The sequence below is a fragment of the Mastigocoleus testarum BC008 genome, from assembly GCF_001456025.1.
GTDB classification, from domain to species: Bacteria; Cyanobacteriota; Cyanobacteriia; order Cyanobacteriales; family Nostocaceae; genus Mastigocoleus; species Mastigocoleus testarum.
This window is the reverse complement of record NZ_LMTZ01000001.1, coordinates 83,381-103,540: the sequence shown is the minus strand read 5'-3', so window position 1 is coordinate 103,540 and position 20,160 is coordinate 83,381. Positions and strand designations below refer to the sequence as shown.

The following is a 20,160-nucleotide window of genomic DNA, read 5'->3' as shown; positions in this document are numbered from 1 at the left end:
GATTAAGTAAAAATAATATTGTAGAGACGCGATATGTTTCCCTGCGGGAACGCAAAGAAGAACGCGTCTCTATCAGCGAATGCGGATAACCGTTTTGTATGATGTTTTACATCAGTAACACAACTTGTTTTCGTTTAACCTTCGAACTTTTGTCGGTAACAAGCAAACTGCATAGAGAAAGTCGCCATACCAGAAGTCAAGGAGCGTAAATCTTGGGAATACTTAAACATTTGTGCTAGAGGAGCCTCAGCCCGAATCACAGTATAATCGGGCATGATTTGAGAACCTAAAATCAAACCCATCCTGCGACAAAGGTCACCCTGAACTCTTCCCAAAAATTTATTTGGTGTCTCAACCTCTACCAGCATAATTGGTTCGAGTAGATAAGGTTTAGCTTTGGTAAGTGCTTGTTCTAAAGCTTGATGAGCGGCTCTTTGAAATGCAAATTCTGAAGAATCGACAGGGTGATAGGAACCACCATTCAAAATGACTTTTAACCCAGTTACAGGATAACCATCAATTACCCCTGACATCATCACTTCAAGAAAACCTTTTTCACAAGCAGGAATATATTCTTTAGGAATCATACCGCCGAAGACATGATTCTCAAATACAAACTCTTCATCGGATGGTTCAATCCAACCAGAGACATGAGCATATTGTCCGGGACCACCTGATTGTTTTTTGAGTCGGTAGTCAAAACTAGCTTTTTGGGAGATTGTTTCCCGGTAAGCTACAGCCGGATTACCAACATACACTGGCGTTTTGTATTCTCGCTGAATGCGTTCGAGATAAATATCTAGATGGAGTTCTCCCATTCCAGAGATTAAGGTTTCTTTTGTCTCTGAGTCAATGCTAACGTGAAAAGTCGGATCTTCCCGTCGAAAGCGGTTGAGTGCTTTCGCAAGACGCTCTGTATCCTCTTGTTTCTTCGGCGCAATCGCTAGAGAAATAACTGGTTCAGGAACAAAGATTTCTTCTAGGAACACTTGTGAATTCCCAGTATATAAAGTATCGCCAGAGGCACACTCGACACCAGTAAAAGCAATAATATCTCCTGCAACTGCAATATCAAGCTCTTCTCGCTTGTTAGCGTGCATTCTTAATAACCGACCAATTTGGATTTTTTCTCCAGTACGGGAGTTATAAACTCTATCCCCCGATTTTAAGCTACCGGAATAAATCCGAGTATAAGTTAACTGTCCAAACTGCTCTAAAGTCAGTTTAAATACTAAAGCAACTAAAGGCACTTCTGGCTCGGGGTTGATATTTATTCCCTCTATGGTTTTAACTACTTCCCTATCAATGGGAGATGGTAGATACAGATGAATTGCATCCAATAAATTTTGTACGCCTTTATTTTTGAAAGCCGAACCAAGGAGAATAGGAGTAATATTCAAACTCAAAGTTGCTTGACGAATTGTTCGCCAAACTAGTTCTTGAGGAACATCTTCACCTACTAATAATACTTCTGTTAACTCTTCAGAAAATAAAGAGAGGGTATCAAGCATTTCCTCCCGTGCTTCTTGGACTCGATCCAACAAATCTTCAGGAATAGATTTTTTCAACCATCTTTCTCCCTTTTCACCCTCAAAGTAATGAGCCTTCATTTCAATGAGGTCGATAACACCTTCAAATTTATCTTCAGCACCAATAGGATATTGCAGCAAAACAGGATTGAGTTGTAGTTTATCCTTTAAAGCTTGCACAACTTCAAATGGGTTTGCTCCGACTCGATCCATCTTATTGACAAAGGCTAAACGAGGAACGCGATAGCGCTTCATCTGACGATCTACAGTCACCGACTGTGACTGTACCCCAGCCACAGCACATAACACCATGACTGCACCGTCAAGTACTCTTAAAGCTCGTTCGACTTCAATTGTAAAATCCACATGACCTGGAGTATCAATTATGTTGATTTGAGAATCTTTCCAAGTACAAGTAGTAGCAGCTGAGGCGATGGTAATACCATGTTCTTTTTCCAAATCCATGAAGTCCATAGTAGCTCCCTTACCACCTCCCCGAACTTCTCCCACAGCGTGAATTCTACCAGTGTAGAAGAGAATCCGCTCTGTTAATGTAGTTTTACCAGAGTCAATGTGGGCAGATATACCAATATTACGGATACGCGTTCGGGGAATCATAAGACTTCCTTTTTGTTAATTAATTACAACCTCTAAATCAAAAAAGATTTATGTATTATGATTGTATTACATGTTGATATATTTGTCACTAGGGACTGGAGACTTGGGGAAAGTGTGGGGAGTGTGGGAGGATGGGGAAGACTAAATTATACTAAATCCGGATTAATTACCCCTTTTTAGAATGAGAGAGGGAAGTGTGGGAGGTGTGGGAGGTGTGGGGGGGGAAATCCCAAAAAATATAAAGGGATTTTAAAAATCGGATTTGGTATTACTCATTACTGTGCGCTAACATTACTCAAAAAATGCTGATACCAAGTTCCATGAAGTTTACAGAGTGCTTTGGTATTCAAATTCTTAACAAAATAAGGAGAAAAATCTTCTTCTTGTTTTCCAACTTCAAAATCATTGATGTATCGCTCAATACTTGAATTAGGGCTACCTGTATTTTGTTTTATATCTTCTTGACTTAGTCCTTGAAGATACATAGAAAGTACGATGTAGGGCTTACCTTTACTAACTTTTCTTGGTTCAACAAAGTAGCGATAGGGTTTGAGAATATATTCCGTCAAACTGGGAAATGACTTAGCTTTTCTTAGGGTCAAACCTACTCTTCCCGAACGAAAAATCTGATTTTCCTCCTGTATATTTTTTTCCCTGAGGAAAACCGGGTTTTGAGGATCCCAAGCTTTTTTCCCAGCAATCGCTTCATCTAAAGATTTCACATCATCATGATCGCTTGATGCAAGTAAATAATCGACACAGAGAGAAGGTCCACAGATTAACTTTCCTGTTGATGACTCAATGGTACGAAATAATACTCCACAGAACATTTCGCCATCGCCAAAAGTTAAATCTAACCCTTTGAAGCTGCCATTTTTATACTTTCCACCACTGCGATGAAAATACCAACTTCCGCATTCTTTCTGCAGTGGATCTCTGTGAGCAAAGTAGTCGGGATGTTCGGGTGCAAAACAGTAAAATTCAATCTCAATAATTCGGTGCACTTGATTTCCAACAATTAAATCGGAACCATTAAGCAGATAGTTCCCAATTTCTGTAAACCAATTTTGTGCAACACCTTTATCTCGAAGATTTTTGGGTTTTTGTAACAGGGAAAGCCAGGGAGACATTTTAATTTTCTTTAAATAAGAGATATTACTAGTCTCAAATAATAACCCAATTTTATATTTCCAAATTTCAGATGTTCTTTGCCCCTTTAGCCTGCTAATATGGGGTGCCCTGATGAAACCTTAAAATCCAACCGTGGGGCGATGGCGATCGCGTCCAAATAGAACTTCTCCGCGCCCTATTGATAACACCTCGGTATGTAACTGCACTGTTGTATGTGACTTGTGCAACATTTTCGGCAAGCAAACGCGCTTCAAAATCTGGAAGTGGAATTATTGCTTCTATTGGTTGTGCTGAGATCGATAAAGCATCACTTCTGTGATAAATACGACCTGACTTTCCAAATTCAATAAAATCTTCAGCTATAATTTCTTTAATTAACGCAATATCAAAACGCGTTTCCTCGCGCCATAAAGATTCTTCAAGGCGCTCTAGTAAGTTCCGATCCTGTTGGCTAAGTTCCATCGCCGCCAATTTACTACAACTTTAAAATCACAATCAAAAATAATTTATGTATTAGATCTGTAACATATGCTTTCAAGATTGTCATTAGTTATTGTTGATAATGGGCAATAGAATTGGTAATGGGTAATGGGTAATGGGTAATGGGTAATTGGTAATTGGTAATTGGTAATTGGTATAAACCCAAACTCTACAGTAGGTACAGCGCTGACAGCAATCCATTAATTGACAACTACTAACTGTTAGCGGATCCGTAGGTAGCGCAGCTATAGCTATAGCGTGCGCTACCTAGCGTAAGCGTACTGTAAGTATTGCGCATTAACTGATAACCGAAGACTTATTTTTTGAGCGATTTGGGTAACCTAAACAATAAACCGATTTAGGATAACCTAGGAGAAAAAGCTGTGAATAAGACTACCAAAGAGTGGATAAAAATCGTTGCACTTATCCCTCTAATTTTTTCGATCTCTTCAGATACAGCAAGTGCTGAAAATCAAGGTGTCTGTTTTATGGTTACTTCATCTGGGAAGAGCATCAGCTTGGGAAATCTTTGCGGTGTTACCCCTGCAGATACAAGAGTTTTTAGAGTCCCAATTAAACGTCGCAGTGGCAGAACTCCTGTTATAGATGTTACTTTCAATGGCCGTCAGTCTTTTGAAATGATTGTTGATACAGGTGCAAGTAAAACTCTTATTACCCAAGGGATGGCGAGCACTTTAAACCTGACTCCCTCAGGGATCATAAATGCGATTATTGCTGACGGTTCTCAAATCGAACTGCAAACAGGTAAGGTTCGTTCGATTGGCGCGGGTAAAGTTGTTGTAAAAGATGTTGAAGTTGCGATCGCCCCAAAAGCAGAGATTGGACTATTAGGACATGACTTTTTTGGTAATTATGATGTAAAAATTCTGCAAAATATTGTTGAGTTCCATCGCCGGGTTTAACTATTATTATTTTTGAATAATATAATTTCAATTATTTTATTTTATGTTTTGAATTTGAAGTTTGAATTCAATAATAAGTTTTGAAAAATTTACCCAAATTCCATAGATTTCTCAGATTATACCCTGGGAAAATTTTTTTGAATATTGTTTGAATAAAATATCAAAAACGTTGTCTAATGGGAAAAGACGGTAGATATTTAAATAATTCATTATTTGTAAACTTGTAAATTTGTAAACTTGTGAATTTGTAAATTTGTAAATTTGTAAACTTGTAATTTGTGCTTTTTGTTCGGAAAGTGTCGCTAGTGTTACATTGGCATATGCTCTCCTGAGAGTAAAAGTACTTATAAATAGTAATTACTTCTTAAAACATATGCTACTTGTTGCCTAACCCAGTGCTATCCCCAGTTCCTAATCCCCAACTACCTATGAATAATTCACCACAATCTTATGAAGATTGGTCTCAAATATTACAACAATTGTTGGACTATCAATCTCTCGAGCGCACCCAAGCAGCAGAATTAATGCAGGGATGGTTAAATGAATCAATTCCTCCTGAGTTATCAGGAGCTATTTTGTCCGCTTTACAATGCAAAGGTGTTTCTGCTCCTGAATTAGCAGGTATGGCATCTGTTGTGCAAGCCCAATCTTCCCAATCAAGTACCCCTGATTCAAGATATATTAATGCCATCGATACCTGCGGGACTGGAGGAGATGGAGCATCAACTTTTAATATTTCCACTGCAGTATCATTTGTTGCCGCAGCCGCTGGCTTATCTGTCGCCAAACATGGCAATCGTTCTGCTTCTAGTCGTGTCGGTAGTGCTGATGTTTTAGAAGCTTTGGGTATCAATCTCAATGCACCTGCGGAAAAAGTCCGGGCTGCTCTAGAAGAAGTGGGAGTAACCTTTTTGTTCGCTCCTGGGTGGCATCCAGCTCTCAAATCAGTTGCTCAGTTGCGACGAACTTTGAAAATTAGGACGATATTTAATTTGATTGGACCTTTAGTGAATCCCTTACGTCCTAAAGGACAGGTAGTTGGGGTTTCCGATCCCAAACTAGTAAAAATAATCGCTGAGTCACTTCAGTTATTGGGTACTCCAACGGCAATTGTAGTTCACGGGCGAGAAAAACTGGATGAGGCGGGTTTGGCAGATTTAACAGATCTGGCGCTGCTAGCAGAAGGTGAAGTGAAGTTAGCAAGCATCAATCCTGAAGAATTAGGTTTACATTCTGCACCAACAACAGCATTAAGAGGAGGAGATATAAAAGAAAATTGTGAAATTCTGAAAAACGTTTTGCAAGGTCAAGGGACACAAGCACAACAAGATGTGGTTGCATTAAATACTGCAATGGCGCTACAAGTTGGTGAAGCAGTGACTCTAAATAATTATACTGAGGGTATCAAAAAAGCTAAAGAGATTCTGCAGTCTGGGGCTGCTTGGAAGAAGTTGGAACAGTTGGTTGAATTTTTGGAGAAGTAATAATTCTTGGGGAATGAATTGGAGTTTCAATTGGCGGATCGACTTGTGAATCGGACTGTGGGCGTAATTCAACAACGTCACGTTTAATTGTGAGATCGTAATTTCCGAAAAAATCGTGCCCTAGAAGTCCTACTTCTAATTCCTTACCAGCAATTGCTACTGCTACTTGATTTACCTGAACTCCAGCTGTTTCCATGGAATCAACATAGCCAATGGAAAATTCTACAGCTTTGGCACTGGCAGTATTTGCTTGTGCTTTCCCGACAGCTTCAACTCCCAAAGATTTTGCCATATTTTGAGTGATAACTGTCCCAGATGCTCCTGTATCGACAATCATGTCAAATTGCTGATCGCCATTAAAATTAACTTCAATCACCGGAGTTCCACCAACACGCCTTTTAATGGGAACAGTAAAAACAATTTCTTCTCGATCACGTTCTAATTTTTGTCTATCTTGTTGTTGAGCAAAAACTTCTCCTTGATTTTCGGCTTTTGAAGGTATTTTTTGGGGAGATGTTTGTTGTGAGGGAGATGTTTGCTGGGAAGATATTGGTTGGGAAGATATTTGTTGATTAAGATGGGCAGGTGATTTTATTTTCTCAAGAGATAATTCTTCTTTAAAAGAACTTTCTTCTGGAGTTGTTAATGATGGCTGTTTCTTTGATTCAGGTATGATTTGGGGGATATTGAATCCTGCTACCCCTGATATAGATTTTGGTGATCGCGATACAACCACATCCCTGGGTTGTACTAAACGAGCTTGTTGTTGAGCATATTGGATCTGCTGCTGATATTCGGCAATTTTAATTTGTGCCATAGTGTAGTTGATACTTTGCCGTCCAACTTGTTTCAACAAGGCGATCGCATCTTGATATTGAGTAATAACCAGTCGCCAATCATCTCTAGATTGTGCAGTATGACTAATATTTGAGGCATTTGCAGCTTTATCGAGTGCTTGTTCCAATAAATCAAGTCTCGTATTTTGCTCGGAAACAGAATTACTGGCATAGTCAGGGGAATGACCCACATTATTTTGAGTTTTAATCGGGGACGGGTTAAGTCCAGATTCAATTTGAGGGTTAATTTCAGGAGTAGATGTTTGTGTATTGGGCTGATTGTGTCCTAATTTTTGTTGATTTTGAGTTTTCAGACTTTCATTTTCCCTACTACAAGCAATAGTTAATAGTGTTAGCATTGCGGAAAGAAAAAATAAGCCAGAACGAGACAATAGAGGCTGCAGCATAATAAGTTTTAATTTTACCTGGGTATTATTCTTCAAATCTACCTTTGCTTAATTAATTTCAACTTGTGAGATGAGTGAAGAAAATCTGGAGAAGAGTATGAATGAATTTGAAGAAAATTTGGAACCCCGAGAAAACGCGAACGAGAGATATTAAGTGAAGTAACCGGAAAAAATTAATCCTATACAAATCTGACCTTGAAAATGTTCCATTATTATTGGGATTTATCCATATCCTTCATACTTCTCATACTTACTCCTACAAGGTGCGATCCGGATTTATTGTCATTCCCCAATTGGAGAATTACATTTTCCTGAAATACCTCAGAATAATCAACTTTCAAGTAGTAGATAGTCATATATTTGACCAATTTACATCAAACAAAAGTGAGTAAACACGTAAGGAATACAAAGTCAAGTGACTAGCACCATTTGTAATTCAAAATTAAATATTTGATTTTAATTTCTTGGTCCTTAATCTTCTCATTTATAGATTCTTATAGGTTAATTCTTTATTTTTGATTAATTACTTTTAGACATAGGAAATGGTAAACGGAAAACGGAGAATAAGAAATATAGGGCTATGCACAAGTCATTAGTGGACCGTAGCAGCACAGCAATAACTAAAAGCTAAGGGCGTGTCCGTAGAACATAACAGATTGCATCAGAGCTAACAGTTCACGAAACCTTCAGTTCGCGAAAACATATTCCAGGTGTTGTGGGCTTGCAGTGGTGCAAAGCACAGCAAAACAGACCGCACAAGAAGGCGACCAAAAGTTCAATAATCACAGGTTTTAGTATTTATGAATTTCCTGACCTAATTACGTAGGGCTATAGAATAATGCTCCTACAAATCTTATATAAAATGGTGCAATTTATCAGAAACAATTAACTATGGGATAATTAGCATCGAACTGTAAATAGTTGCAGCTAATAATTGCAGCTGATGAAAGGCTTTCATACTCACTTGCTTATGCCCCTGTTTGACGCAATACCTGCTTTGCTCGTTCTCGCAGATGGGACTACTTATCGTGGATGGTCATTTGGTTCTACGGGAACTACCATCGGAGAAGTAGTGTTCAACACTGGGATAACTGGTTATCAAGAAGTTCTCACAGATCCAAGTTACTGCGGTCAGATAGTCGTCTTCACCTATCCTGAATTAGGGAATACCGGTGTTAATCCTGACGACGAAGAATCGGAAAAACCCCAAGTGAGGGGTGCGATCGCACGTAATATTTGTAATAGACCTAGTAACTGGCGATCAACTCAGTCTTTACCTGATTACTTACACAAGCATCAAATACCTGGGATATATGGGATTGACACCCGGGCTTTGACACGTAAAATTCGCGTTCATGGAGCCATGAACGGTGGTATTTCCACAGAAATTCTCGATCCTGGAGAACTATTACTCCGGGTGCAGGACGCTCCCAACATGAATGGTCTAAATTTGGTGAAGGAAGTAACAACTTCCACTGTTTATGAATGGGACCAATCAACTGCTCCTAGTTGGGAGTTTAATTCAGAATTACTTCAACCAAACAAAAAACAAGAAACTTTTACAGTCGTAGTTTTGGATTTTGGGATCAAGCGTAATATTCTACGACGTTTAGCTAGTTATGGTTGTCGGATCGTTGTCGTTCCCGCACATACATCAGCAGCAGAAATTCTCAATTACAAACCAGATGGTATTTTTCTGTCCAATGGACCCGGAGATCCATCTGCTGTGAGTGAAGGAATTGAAACAGCTAAAGAACTGTTAAAAAGTCAAAAACCAATGTTCGGTATCTGTATGGGACATCAAATTATTGGTCATGCTTTGGGTGCTGAGACTTTTAAACTCAAGTTTGGTCACCGTGGTTTAAATCATCCTGCTGGTCTAAAGCAAAAAGTAGAAATCACCAGTCAGAATCACAGCTTTGCAATTGAAAAAGATTCTGTACAAACAGCAGAAATCGAAATTAGCCATTTGAACTTGAATGATTCTACAGTTGCGGGGATGCGTCACAAAAATTTACCAATATTCTCCGTACAATATCATCCCGAAGCGAGTCCCGGTCCACACGATGCTGATTATTTATTTGAGAAATTTGTTCAAGCAATGCATGCTGCTCGTCATTCAGATAAAGTTGAAATCAGTTAAAGGTGAGCCTAATTGGGGATTTATACAGGATTACAAGTAAGTGAGGTATATACAACTAAAAACCTAAACTACTAAAAACCTAAAAATTATGTAGGTGTCAAACAGCTTCCATTCCTGGTTTCTGTTAACAAATCGGTGGGTCTGCAAAGTGGAGTAAAGAAGGCGCACAATTCTGCTATAAGATAAAAATGCCTTATTGTCCGACAGGGAGGGAGCAAAATTAACTCGATAAATATGAGAAATTTATACCAAACTTTAAGGATTACAAATTTCCTCATGACCCCCAAATGTTTGACTGAAATGTTTTAAATGTTACTTGCGGTTTACAATCAAGTCTTTAAGAGATGTAGACAAGATGCACAAAAAACATCTATACTGGAGCGTTTGTAATTTAATAAGGAGGGAGTTATTGCTGAGCCACTGAATCTCACCGTCAGCCTGAGAGGTACTCGCGAAGTCAGGGATAGTTCTCAGTTATTCCGCCTCACAGGTCTATTAGATGCTTTTTCCGAGCCAACATTTCGAAAAGTGTTGGGAACCAAAATGGATGAAGGACCAAAGCACATTATTTTGGATCTCTCACAAATCGACTTTGTCGATAGCTCCGGTCTAGGTGCTTTAGTACAGCTAGCCAAGCAAGCACAGACTTCTGGAGGCACTTTTCAAATTGTTACTAATGCTCGTGTAACTCAAACTGTCAAGCTAGTTCGCTTAGAGAAGTTTCTTGCCTTACAACCATCGGTTGACCAGGCTTTAGAAAATATCAAGTAGTTTTACTCCCTTGAGTAAATGCTTAGTATAGCTATCCGATCCCAGAATCTGGATAGCTTAATTTTTTTCAAAATTCGATTCGATCTAGTATTATGTCTAAAGTTTAATATCCGACTTAAATATTTGTGTTTACATAATTAACTAAAAAATTCTGACAAGATTCTGAAAAGATTTTAGAAAATCTCTGGGAACATTCTAAAAAATTTCTGGAATATTTTTGGGAAAATTCTGAAAAAATTCTGGAAAATTTTTGGAAATTTATCATCAAAATCTCTCCCAAGTTCTTATTGTCGAGCTAAAATGATTTGAAACAACTCTTTTAACTGCGATTATCCTTGGTAGAGTGTCGCGGCAGTATTTTAATAATTTTTTTTATCTGACAAACAATCTTCTTGATTTAATTAAAGGGACAGTTATCTTGTGACATTAAAGGGGGAAGAGCACTTGGGGAAAAAAGACGAATCTCCGAGGAAACACTCATCGACGTGTGAAACGCTCGCGAATAAACTAGAGCAATTCTCCAACATGGTAGATCGGTCACAGTTGCAGCGAATTTCTCCTACAGCACTGGCATATTTGGGAGATGCAGTTTATGAACTCTATGTTCGGACTTTTTATCTCATTCCCCAAAAGCAAGCAAAAACTTACCACCATTTGGTGGTCACACAGGTGAGGGCAGAAACTCAAGCTAAATTACTGCGATCGCTCTGGGAGTATTTAACTGCAACTGAGTTGGAGATCGTCCGTAAAGGTCGTAATGCGGCTACGGGACGTCCCAAACGTTTAGATCCCCAAACTTATCAACAAGCAACAAGTTTAGAAACTTTAATCGGCTATTTATATCTAACTGATATTCAACGTTTAAATGAATTATTAAACAAACTGAATTTGGAGAACTAAACAGCTATCACGATTTCGGAAAACTAAATTGATGCATTCGCTCAAGCGGTGTTTCTACTGTGTAGATGTATGACTAACAAATCAAAAAAAATCAAATCCGAACGCCCAAAAAATGGTCAGCCCTTAAAAATTAAAGGTAAGCGAATTGTTTCCCGTAACTCTGGAAAACCACGCAATAATGAATCGAAAAAAGAACGGACTCATAACGATGGACTGCGGGAACGAAATTCTAACTTCCAGCCCTCTAACAGGACAACAAACCCAGAAATGAGGGATCGAGAAAATCAAGATTTGATTTACGGACGTCATCCCGTACTTACAGCTCTGGAAAACAAGCGTCTTCTCAATCGTATCTGGATTGCTCCCCGTCTTCGCTACGATCCTCGTTTTCATTCGTTAATTTTACAGGCAAAGGAAAATGGCAGTATTGTTGATGAAGTTGAACCAAAGCGCTTGGATCGAATCACCCATGGAGCAAATCATCAAGGTGTAGCTGCGCAGGTCGCACCCCATGAATATCTAGATTTGCAAGAATTACTCGAAAAAATAAAATCTGTATCCGATCCCGTAATTATTGCTGCTGATGGAATTACCGATCCTCACAACTTAGGAGCAATTATTCGCACAGCTGAAGCCATCGGCGCTCAAGGTTTGGTGATTCCCCAGAGGAGATCTGCCGGAATTACTTCTACAGTAATAAAAGTTGCAGCAGGCGCATTAGAAAACTTTCCCGTAGCGAGGGTAGTTAACCTACACCGTGCATTAGAAGAATTAAAATCAGCTGGTTTTTGGATTTATGGCACTGATGATTCAGCAAGTCAATCTTTACACACAGTTAATTTTAATGGTGCAATAGTTGTGGTAATTGGTTCCGAAGGAGAAGGTCTGAGTATGTTAACCCAACGCTCCTGCGATTTCTTGGTATCCATTCCGACAATGGGTAAAACTCCTAGTTTTAATGCTTCCGTAGCATCGGGAATGGTTCTGTATGAAATTTATCGTCAACGTTGGTCAAATACACTGCATTTAGATTAACTACAACTGGTTACCCGCTCAAATTTGAGTCAAAAACTAAATTTGAGCCAAAACATTAGTAACCAAGAATGTTTTGAAAAAGTTCGGGTAACAGAGTATAAAGAAATGTAAAAGCAACAACAAAAAATTTAACAAACTCCAACCAGATTTAGTAAGTTACCAGGAAAACTATGAGTATGATTTGGAATAATTTCAAGGAAGTATTAACCAATGTTGCCCAAGGTGTTGGTATGGCTTGGTGGGTAGAAGTACATACCCAACATCCTAAGTGCACCTATTACTTTGGTCCTTTCCTAGATGCAACAGAAGCAAAAGCTGCAATGAAGGGTTATGTAGAGGATTTAGAAGCCGAGGGAGCAATAGGAATATATGTAAACGTCAAGCGCTGTAAACCAAGTGCATTAACAGTTGCAGATGACTTGGGGGAATGGGTTGACCGCAAAGTAAAGCCTGTCTTTAGCGGTCAACTTTAATTTGCTTGATAGGGCTACATGAAATAGGCAATCAATAGTCCTTGGTAGATAGAAATACTTTTTCTGCTGAGGCTACTGATTGCAAACTACTGACAGATTTTCTCCCAGCCAATTATCAATATCTCCTAGGACTTGTCCGGGAATTTCCCAAGGGAACAAATGGGCCGTTTGAGGATAGCATTTATACTTACAATTGCTGAGGTTTTGTGAGGTTTCTAAGCTACTTAGGGCGGTGATATGACGGTCTGCAGCACCAGTTAGCATTAGTGAAGGGGATCGTATTTGGTATAAATCCGGTATTCGATTCCGGTCAGTTTTGATCGCTCTGTTTAAAGCTCGAGTTGCAAAACTAGAAGTTTGTAAATAGGCTGGTACGGCATACTTTGCAATATAGCTATAGGTACTGGGAGTATGTTGATTAATTAAATAACGGAAAAGAGATTTTTTACCAAAAGTTTGAATATTCCAGTCCCAGCCTGGTTTTACGTAATTTAATAGTGCGGCAATACCAGTAAATAAATTATCTTGTAAAGAAATTGGTGGATGATTGCTGCGGGGTTTTGCAGCAGTTGCAACAAGGATTAGTCCTGTTACTCGGTGTGGTAGTTTTAACGCTAATTCGATCCCCACGATACCACCCAGGGACCATCCCAGAATTAAACATTTTTTTATTTGTAAGCGATCTAAAAGTTCTTCAAGATCCTGTAAGTGGTCTGTCATTACAAAATCTTGCTTGGTTCGACTTTTTCCATATCCCCGTAAGTCGGGAGCAATGGTTTGAAAGTGTTGTGATAGATGTTCGGTAAAGACTGACATGCTATTACCGGAACCAGGATGACCGTGTAAGCAAAGAATGGGAAAACCTTTTCCTTGAATATTAACGTTAAGGTGCATTGGTGATTGGCGATCAGGGATTAGGGATTAGGGATTAGGGATTGGGAAGATAGATCGAAAAATGTAAAAAAATAAGTTATCTATCAACTCGTACATTTTATAACCCTTAAATATTAGAGATTTTAGCAAAAGCGAGAAAAAGTGCTAATTTCCTTCATTTTGAGGGGGTTTAAGTAATTTTGAATTTTGACTTGAATTTAATATCATACAAAATCCGATTTTTCAAACCCTTTTGTTTTTTGCGATTTCCCCCCCACACTTCCCACACTTCCCACACCTCCCCACACTTCCCACACTTCCCACACCTCCCCACACTTCCCACACTCCCCACACTTCCCTCTCATTCCAAAAAGAAAGGCGTAATTCACCCAGATTTAGTCTCAGGGGTTGACAGTTTAGCGGTAAGTGTTAATTGTTAACTGTGAACAATTACCTATAAACTCTGGATTTTTGAATGGAACCAAATACTCAACGTAAAAAATCTGGCTGGATAGATCGATTTCTCGCTTTTATCGAAATACTAGGAAATAAATTACCCGATCCCATCACATTATTTTTTATATTATCCCTCGCGGTAATTATAATCAGTGCGATCGCTGCTTGGCTACAAATATCTGTAGTTAATCCAGGAGACGGCAAAACGATCTCTGCGGTATCTTTACTCACCCCTGATGGGATCCGTCAAATATTTACTAAAGCGGTTGAGAACTTTACTGGGTTCAAGCCCCTTGGTATTGTTTTAGTTGCAATGTTGGGGGTTGGTGTTGCTGAATACACGGGTTTACTTTCGGCTTTACTCAAACAACTAGTATTAATTGCGCCAGGAAAATTCATTTGTCCTTTCCTTGTATTCGCTGGTGTAATGAGTAATATCGCAGCCGATGCAGGATATGTGGTACTCGTACCCCTGGGAGCAGTAATTTATCTTGCATATAATCGTCATCCTCTAGCTGGTTTAGCTGCTGTGTTCGCAGGAGTATCCGGTGGATTCAGTGCTAATTTAATTATTAATCCTCTCGATCCCTTACTTGCTGGTTTATCCCAAAGTGCAGCACAATTAATAAAACCGGAGTATCAAGTAAATGCTACCGCCAATTATTACTTCATGGTGGTGTCCACTTTCTTAATTACTGGGATCGGTTGGTTTGTTACCGAAAAAATTATTGAACCGCGTCTGGGTAGTTACGATCAAGAAGAAGAAGCCCAAATGCAACAACTTACCGCAGCAGAAAGAAAAGGTTTGCGTTGGGCGGGATACACTTTACTTGCATTTACAGTTTTGATTTCGACGCTAGTATTACCAAGTCAAGGAATTTTACGCGAACCAAAAACATTTACCCTGATTCCTTCACCTTTCATTAACAGTATTGTATTTATTATCGCCTTACTATTTTTGATAACTGGAATCGTTTACGGTAAATTTTCCGGCAGTATCACAAATGACAAAGATGTTGCTAAAGCCATGAGCAATTCAATGTCATCAATGGGATATTACATTGTTTTGGCGTTTTTTGCCGCACAATTTATTGCTTATTTTTCTTGGAGTAATTTAGGAATAATTATGGCGGTAAATGGTGCGAATTTTCTTAAAGCAACCGGTCTTACGGGGGTGCCATTATTGATATTATTTATTTTAGTGAGCTTAGTAATTAACTTATTTGTAGGTTCAGCATCGGCCAAATGGGCAATTATGGCTCCCGTGTTTATACCAATGTTTATGTTGGTTGGTTATTCACCAGAATTAATTCAAGCAGCTTATAGAATCGGTGATTCCACAACAAATATTATTACACCATTAATGCCGTATTTACCGGTAGTATTAGCATTTGCCCAAAAGTATGACAAAAGTTTAGGTTTAGGTACATTAATTTCTCTGATGTTACCCTATTCAATTGCATTTTTTGTTGGGTGGATAATTTTATTTATTGCTTGGTTTATATTTGGTTTACCTTGGGGACCGGGAGTCACTTCAGTTTATGGTTGAAGAAATTGAATTGCTAATGTTAAGACAATAGCAAGGATCGCAAAAGGATATATTTGGGATCTTAATAAGATAGATGACTGCGTATTTTATCTCGATGTCTTCCTAACTTACCGATCGCCTGTTTTTCTAACTGTCGTACTCGTTCGCGGCTCATATCCATATGTTTCCCAACTTGTGCTAAAGTTAGCTCTTTCCCATCTACTAAACCAAAGCGTAAGGTTAAAACTTTCCGTTCCTGAGGGGTTAACTTTAATAATAATTTATTAATGTCTTCACTTAGTAATTCTCGGTCAACATAAAATTCACTTGAAAGTCCCTCATCTTTCAAAATATCTTGTAATTCTATATCTCTTTCCGAACTAATCGATGTAGCTAAAGATATTGGTTGACGAATCAAAGACAAATATTCTCGAATTTTTTGTGGTTCTAAAGATAATGCTTGGGCTATCTCTGCTACCTTTGGAGTACGACCTAATTCTTGAGATAACTTCGTTTGAATTCGCTTAATTTTGTTTAACTTCTCTGTGATATGAATCGGTAAACTGATGGTGCGTCCTTGTTGGGCTATTGCTCTTGTAATACCCTGACGAATCCACCAATAAGCATAAGTTGAAAACTTATATCCTCGAGTTGGATCGAATTTTTCTACCCCACGCTCTAATCCTAATGAACCTTCTTGAATTAAGTCTAAAAATTCCATATTACGCTTCTGGTATTTCTTCGCGACATACACTACCAGTCGTAAATTACTCCGGATCATTTTTTGTTTTGCTATTCGTCCTTGCTCGAACTGTTTTAATAGTATTTCCTGACTCAATTGCATTTTATCAGCCCATTGTGAAATTGTTGGTTCATGATTTAATTCAAGCTCCAAATTCCTCTTTCCTTCAAGCAAAATCATCATCTGTTGGACTTGTTTCCCATAACAAATTTCTTGTTCGTGGGTTAAAACTGGTATACGCCCAACTTCACGAAGATAACTTTTAACAATATCATTTGATGAATGATATTTTTCTTCTGTTTGAGTGCCGCTGATAGAATTACTTTTAGTCTTTGTAATATTCATGATTCAACTGTTTTTTGTAGATAAATTGGATGTTTATTTACAATCAAAAGCTAACCTAGAGCGTACAAATTGGTTTTTCTTAGTAGCGCTTTAGGGCTAAAGCGCTATTACAAACAAGTTATGATTTTTCTTACCAAGAAAGGCAGAAGTACGACGGCAGAAGGCAGAAGGCCTGTGCCGTAAGGCTTCTGGTGACCGGAGGGAGCAAGGGTTTAAGGCCCCCACCAAAATGAAATTTGGTGGTCTGCAATTGGTAGTGGGTCGGTTAGCGCAGCGTGACCGCAGGTCTAGCCCCTACCAATTGCTCCATAAAAGCCCTCTGCCTCCTGCCTTCTGCCTTCTTCACTAACCTACTTATCGCTCTACTAGAGATCTATAATGCTGTAGAAGGAATATAGTCTTCCTTGAAAAATTCAACTGTAGAAGTAATTTTTTCAACAATACTTGAGCCATATTTTTCGGCACTTCGAATTGCAGTTTCAAAGGCAATTACTTTTGTATAATCGATACCGATCACATCTGCGGGTGAAAGTTGATAAATTCCAGAGGGTAAACATAAAGAATTCTGAAAAACAAATAGGTAACTAATGACAGAACCCGTTTTTGTCTCGAATTGATAACCGATGGTGCTGCCAATTTTACTATCGTTCTCTGTAAATAGTTCGTTACATGCTATGGAGTCAACTAACTCTGATAAATTAAAATTGACTTGACGTTTGGTATTAACTAAAACAGCTTTAGTTCCTATTTTCTCAACTTGTGCCCAATGAAAATAAGATTGCCTTTGACCAGATTGCCATAAGAGTTTACGAGTACAAGTTAGACCTGTAACCTTATGGGCTTTGATATCAAGCCATACTTGGTCTACACGACCAATCTCTTCTTTACTTTCAATATCGATTACTGGTAGATTTAGTAACTCGCTTCTACGGATTGCTGTCAATTGGATATCCATAAATAACTCGAATATTTTTGAGATAGAGTTGGAAAATTTGGTGTTACAGAATTGGCGAGTGAATCTAAAAATGAATTCTCTGAATTTTGTAGTTAAGGTTTAACTCACCTTATGGCTAATGCACATGGCTCTCTCCGCCGAAACCACAGGCTATAGCCTGACTGCAAGGTAATTACCTATAGTCGCAAAGCACTTAGGATGGGAGGTTAGGGGGAATCAAACCATCCCCCAATTAAGAGCAATTCCGAAAATTTATGAGGCTTTAATTTTCGATTTGGAACTAGCCTGAGTTGTTACTAAGCGCCCAAGCCAGTTTTTCAACAGTCCAGAATTACTAGATGGTAATGGGAGTGATGGTTGTTGAAGTAGTTGGATATAAAGCTCGTTTAATTGTGATCCAACTTGCTCCCAACTAAAGTATTCTTCAACCTGCTTTCTTGGGATCTCTGCTAAGTTTTTTTGCCATTCGGGGTTGTCTAAAATATTATCAATTGCGTTTGCGATCGCAAATTTATTTTGTCCTTGAGCTGATAAACCAGTTTCTTCTGAAACAACAGTAAGGTCTAAAGCTCCTGGGTTAGGAATACAAGCAAGCCTTTTCATGTCAACACTGGAAGGCAGGATCTTGATATTTTTGTAGGAAGAAGCCAAAGAATATATATCTTTTTGCTCTTGTGGAGTAGTAGCTACAATGTAATCTGCGGTCTGCAAACAAGCTTTCTCTGCATGTAGGCGAATGTTGTTAACACAAGCAAACCTTTCTATTGGTTCATATTTATCATTAGCAAGAGAATGATATGTATGAATTAGCTTTAAACTTTGGATTTTTTTAAGTTTCAAACCAACCCAACCTGAAAGCCAATAATTAGTGTGAACTATCGGATAATAAATACCCTTCTGTTTCTGAAAATCTAAAATTGCATTTGTGAAAGCCGGTAAGTAACCAAAAATCCAATCGCGGGAAATATATTTTTCTGGTCCAGCTTTGAGGCGAATCGTCCGGCAGTTAGGTCTATGTTCTACTATGTTTGCTTGGTTGGGGTCAACTTTGCGGGTAAACATATCCACTTGCCAACCTTTTTGAGCTAAAATTTCTCCCAATTGGCGCACATAGAGATTTTGTCCCCCACCTTCTTCCGTAGGATTCTCAAGCGCTGGATCGTCATAAACAGAAATTAAAGCAATATGTTGTCGATAGGGGAAAGCCATTGCTTATGCCTTAAATTGTAATAAATTTATCTGTTACGGATGTGAGTTGATGTTGGTAAAAAATACTGGTAACTGTAAGAGCAAGCTGTGATTAAATTAAGCAAGCTCAAGAAATTCAGTATTTTTTGACACTCTATTTCCACAGCAAAGTATTAGTCATTTCATAGGTAACCTGACTAATTTTCACTATTTGTTGGATGAGTGTGGATTAGTCTCATAGCAATATCAAGAGATAGTAGTTGAAATGTACTACAATCATCTATTTCGAAAAATCCAAAACCTCTAAGATCGCCTGGATTTTAGACTCCTTGCGCAATCATCAAAGTGTATATAGTTATAATCAAAATTCAATAAGTATCTAGGTACCCAAGAAATTTACTCTGGGTAGCTTATTCAAACTGACTTTATGTATTTAAGTATCCACCAAGAGCAGGTAGATAAGCAATCTTTTTGCCGTACAACACCCGGTCTTCGATTTCTTCTCTCAGACGCTGTCGACTATAGGCAAGCAGAAAGTAAAATTCTAATTAAACCCTCTTGTGTTACCCGTTAACTTACCTTTATTTTCTCCTCCTGTGGAAGATAGTATATTTAAATAATTTGTTCTTCCTAACCTCTCATCTTAGCCGATCTTCAGCAAAAGTAATACAATGTGTGACACTTCGCATATTGGCACAATATAATTCTTGCTAGATGATGCAACAAACAGATTGTGTAACAACTTACTCAGAAGAATTCGTAAAGAACTTTAAAAGAAATCACAAACTTAGACAAAAGCAAGGGAAAATTTGTATAGAGGCGCTAGCAAGGAACTAGGGTAAATAAAACAGCTACAACTTGTTCTTCGCTTTAGTATGTTTTAGCTGAGGGGTTTTTGCAAAAAGTGTCTAAGAGCTTTTCTGCATCAAAATCTAATTCATCCATAGAATTTAGGCGCAGAATATTATTCTCACTAATTTGGTTCTTAATGTTACCTGTAGTTCCATTAATACAAGCCAGTATCTTTTTATCAACTACTTCTAGGAAGCAAGATTCAGAATGTCCTAAACCCACCAAGGTATACTATCTTACGGTATTGCCGGAAATATCCAAGCAAGTAATCAAGCTAAATCCACCAGCAAGAAAGATTGTAATAGCTGTAAAACCAGGTGATGTTGCCATTCCCTGTGGCTGTAACCTGAAAATTTATACTTGCGTATCAGGAAAAAATCTGAATATCACTGCAGAACCAAGTAATCTAATTCAGGAATTTTGGGTACAGAATCCTCTCTCTCACAATGTTCGTCTCACCATTACTGTTTATGAACATTAATAACATTCGA

18 protein-coding genes are annotated in these 20,160 nt (G+C 38.4%); 9 read left to right on the top strand and 9 right to left on the bottom strand.

The annotated features are described in order from the left end of the window. Nucleotides 1–134: 134 nt before the first annotated feature. From fusA to BC008_RS00390, 3 genes are all read right to left on the bottom strand, one after another. A complete protein-coding gene (gene fusA / locus BC008_RS00400; RefSeq protein WP_027840662.1) occupies nucleotides 135–2,147 on the bottom strand; it encodes an elongation factor G in 2,013 nt (670 codons plus the stop codon). A 275-nt stretch (nucleotides 2,148–2,422) separates the two neighbouring features. Then, nucleotides 2,423–3,277, bottom strand: a complete 855-nt coding sequence (locus BC008_RS00395) for a hypothetical protein (protein ID WP_027847041.1) — start codon at nucleotides 3,275–3,277, stop codon at nucleotides 2,423–2,425. Nucleotides 3,278–3,371: 94 nt separating this feature from the next. Beyond that, complete coding sequence (locus BC008_RS00390; protein ID WP_027847040.1) at nucleotides 3,372–3,740, bottom strand: nuclear transport factor 2 family protein; 369 nt, start codon at nucleotides 3,738–3,740, stop codon at nucleotides 3,372–3,374. Between the two features lie 401 nt (nucleotides 3,741–4,141). Here BC008_RS00390 and BC008_RS00385 point away from each other — a divergent pair, with 401 nt between their 5' ends. After that, complete coding sequence (locus tag BC008_RS00385) at nucleotides 4,142–4,681, top strand: retropepsin-like aspartic protease family protein (protein WP_027845533.1); 540 nt, start codon at nucleotides 4,142–4,144, stop codon at nucleotides 4,679–4,681. A 428-nt stretch (nucleotides 4,682–5,109) separates the two neighbouring features. Continuing rightward, nucleotides 5,110–6,165: an anthranilate phosphoribosyltransferase gene (gene trpD, locus BC008_RS00380; protein WP_027845534.1), complete on the top strand. Its 1,056-nt coding sequence runs from the start codon at nucleotides 5,110–5,112 to the stop codon at nucleotides 6,163–6,165. On the opposite strand, the gene BC008_RS00375 is transcribed toward trpD, so the two are convergent. Then, nucleotides 6,095–7,408 (bottom strand): retropepsin-like aspartic protease family protein, encoded by a 1,314-nt coding sequence (locus BC008_RS00375; protein ID WP_058182928.1) that lies wholly within the window; start codon nucleotides 7,406–7,408, stop codon nucleotides 6,095–6,097. The two genes, trpD and BC008_RS00375, sit on opposite strands and share 71 nt — an antisense overlap. 970 nt (nucleotides 7,409–8,378) lie before the next feature. Here BC008_RS00375 and carA point away from each other — a divergent pair. From carA to BC008_RS00350, 5 genes are all read left to right on the top strand, one after another. Then, nucleotides 8,379–9,551 carry a glutamine-hydrolyzing carbamoyl-phosphate synthase small subunit gene (gene carA / locus BC008_RS00370; protein WP_027845535.1) on the top strand — a complete coding sequence of 391 codons (1,173 nt, stop codon included), beginning with the start codon at nucleotides 8,379–8,381 and terminating at the stop codon, nucleotides 9,549–9,551. Nucleotides 9,552–9,971: 420 nt separating this feature from the next. Further along, nucleotides 9,972–10,322: an STAS domain-containing protein gene (locus BC008_RS00365; protein WP_058182927.1), complete on the top strand. Its 351-nt coding sequence runs from the start codon at nucleotides 9,972–9,974 to the stop codon at nucleotides 10,320–10,322. 420 nt (nucleotides 10,323–10,742) lie between these two features. Further along, the gene (locus BC008_RS00360; protein WP_027845537.1) at nucleotides 10,743–11,222 is read left to right on the top strand and encodes a Mini-ribonuclease 3; all 480 of its coding nucleotides are present in this window, start codon (nucleotides 10,743–10,745) and stop codon (nucleotides 11,220–11,222) included. 69 nt (nucleotides 11,223–11,291) lie between these two features. Then, nucleotides 11,292–12,257 (top strand): 23S rRNA (guanosine(2251)-2'-O)-methyltransferase RlmB, encoded by a 966-nt coding sequence (rlmB, locus tag BC008_RS00355; protein WP_027845538.1) that lies wholly within the window; start codon nucleotides 11,292–11,294, stop codon nucleotides 12,255–12,257. A gap of 170 nt (nucleotides 12,258–12,427) precedes the next feature. Continuing rightward, nucleotides 12,428–12,730 (top strand): DUF1816 domain-containing protein, encoded by a 303-nt coding sequence (locus BC008_RS00350; RefSeq protein ID WP_027845539.1) that lies wholly within the window; start codon nucleotides 12,428–12,430, stop codon nucleotides 12,728–12,730. 72 nt (nucleotides 12,731–12,802) lie between these two features. On the opposite strand, the gene BC008_RS00345 is transcribed toward BC008_RS00350, so the two are convergent. Then, complete coding sequence (locus tag BC008_RS00345; RefSeq protein WP_058182926.1) at nucleotides 12,803–13,624, bottom strand: alpha/beta fold hydrolase; 822 nt, start codon at nucleotides 13,622–13,624, stop codon at nucleotides 12,803–12,805. Between the two features lie 203 nt (nucleotides 13,625–13,827). Then, nucleotides 13,828–13,992, bottom strand: a complete 165-nt coding sequence (locus tag BC008_RS50210; RefSeq protein ID WP_201026061.1) for a hypothetical protein — start codon at nucleotides 13,990–13,992, stop codon at nucleotides 13,828–13,830. Nucleotides 13,993–14,078: 86 nt separating this feature from the next. Between BC008_RS50210 and BC008_RS00340 the strand changes: the two genes are divergently transcribed. Next, nucleotides 14,079–15,608 carry an AbgT family transporter gene (locus BC008_RS00340; protein ID WP_027846827.1) on the top strand — a complete coding sequence of 510 codons (1,530 nt, stop codon included), beginning with the start codon at nucleotides 14,079–14,081 and terminating at the stop codon, nucleotides 15,606–15,608. Between the two features lie 61 nt (nucleotides 15,609–15,669). On the opposite strand, the gene BC008_RS00335 is transcribed toward BC008_RS00340, so the two are convergent. The 3 genes from BC008_RS00335 to BC008_RS00325 form a co-directional block, all read right to left on the bottom strand. Next, the gene (locus BC008_RS00335; RefSeq protein WP_058182925.1) at nucleotides 15,670–16,674 is read right to left on the bottom strand and encodes an RpoD/SigA family RNA polymerase sigma factor; all 1,005 of its coding nucleotides are present in this window, start codon (nucleotides 16,672–16,674) and stop codon (nucleotides 15,670–15,672) included. Between the two features lie 373 nt (nucleotides 16,675–17,047). Beyond that, entirely contained in the window at nucleotides 17,048–17,629 is a 582-nt protein-coding gene (locus BC008_RS00330; RefSeq protein WP_027844272.1) for a PRC-barrel domain-containing protein, read from the bottom strand. A gap of 252 nt (nucleotides 17,630–17,881) precedes the next feature. Beyond that, nucleotides 17,882–18,838, bottom strand: coding sequence for a glycosyltransferase (locus BC008_RS00325; protein WP_027844273.1), 957 nt, complete (start codon nucleotides 18,836–18,838; stop codon nucleotides 17,882–17,884). Between the two features lie 883 nt (nucleotides 18,839–19,721). On the opposite strand from BC008_RS00325, the gene BC008_RS00320 reads away from it, so the two are divergent. Then, complete coding sequence (locus BC008_RS00320) at nucleotides 19,722–20,150, top strand: hypothetical protein (RefSeq protein ID WP_153009494.1); 429 nt, start codon at nucleotides 19,722–19,724, stop codon at nucleotides 20,148–20,150. Nucleotides 20,151–20,160: the final 10 nt, after the last annotated feature.

Bases quoted from the DNA above. Each gene is read 5' to 3' on its own strand.
- BC008_RS00395 (WP_027847041.1), bottom strand. From the start codon at position 3,277: ATGTCTCCCTGGCTTTCCCTGTTACAAAAACCCAAAAATCTTCGAGAT.
- BC008_RS00350 (WP_027845539.1), top strand. From the start codon at position 12,428: ATGAGTATGATTTGGAATAATTTCAAGGAAGTATTAACCAATGTTGCC.
- BC008_RS00340 (WP_027846827.1), top strand. From the start codon at position 14,079: ATGGAACCAAATACTCAACGTAAAAAATCTGGCTGGATAGATCGATTT.
- BC008_RS00330 (WP_027844272.1), bottom strand. From the start codon at position 17,629: ATGGATATCCAATTGACAGCAATCCGTAGAAGCGAGTTACTAAATCTA.
- BC008_RS00335 (WP_058182925.1), bottom strand. From the start codon at position 16,674: ATGAATATTACAAAGACTAAAAGTAATTCTATCAGCGGCACTCAAACA.
- trpD (WP_027845534.1), top strand. From the start codon at position 5,110: ATGAATAATTCACCACAATCTTATGAAGATTGGTCTCAAATATTACAA.
- carA (WP_027845535.1), top strand. From the start codon at position 8,379: ATGCCCCTGTTTGACGCAATACCTGCTTTGCTCGTTCTCGCAGATGGG.
- BC008_RS00325 (WP_027844273.1), bottom strand. From the start codon at position 18,838: ATGGCTTTCCCCTATCGACAACATATTGCTTTAATTTCTGTTTATGAC.
- BC008_RS00375 (WP_058182928.1), bottom strand. From the start codon at position 7,408: ATGCTGCAGCCTCTATTGTCTCGTTCTGGCTTATTTTTTCTTTCCGCA.
- fusA (WP_027840662.1), bottom strand. From the start codon at position 2,147: ATGATTCCCCGAACGCGTATCCGTAATATTGGTATATCTGCCCACATT.
- BC008_RS00345 (WP_058182926.1), bottom strand. From the start codon at position 13,624: ATGCACCTTAACGTTAATATTCAAGGAAAAGGTTTTCCCATTCTTTGC.
- BC008_RS00390 (WP_027847040.1), bottom strand. From the start codon at position 3,740: ATGGAACTTAGCCAACAGGATCGGAACTTACTAGAGCGCCTTGAAGAA.
- rlmB (WP_027845538.1), top strand. From the start codon at position 11,292: ATGACTAACAAATCAAAAAAAATCAAATCCGAACGCCCAAAAAATGGT.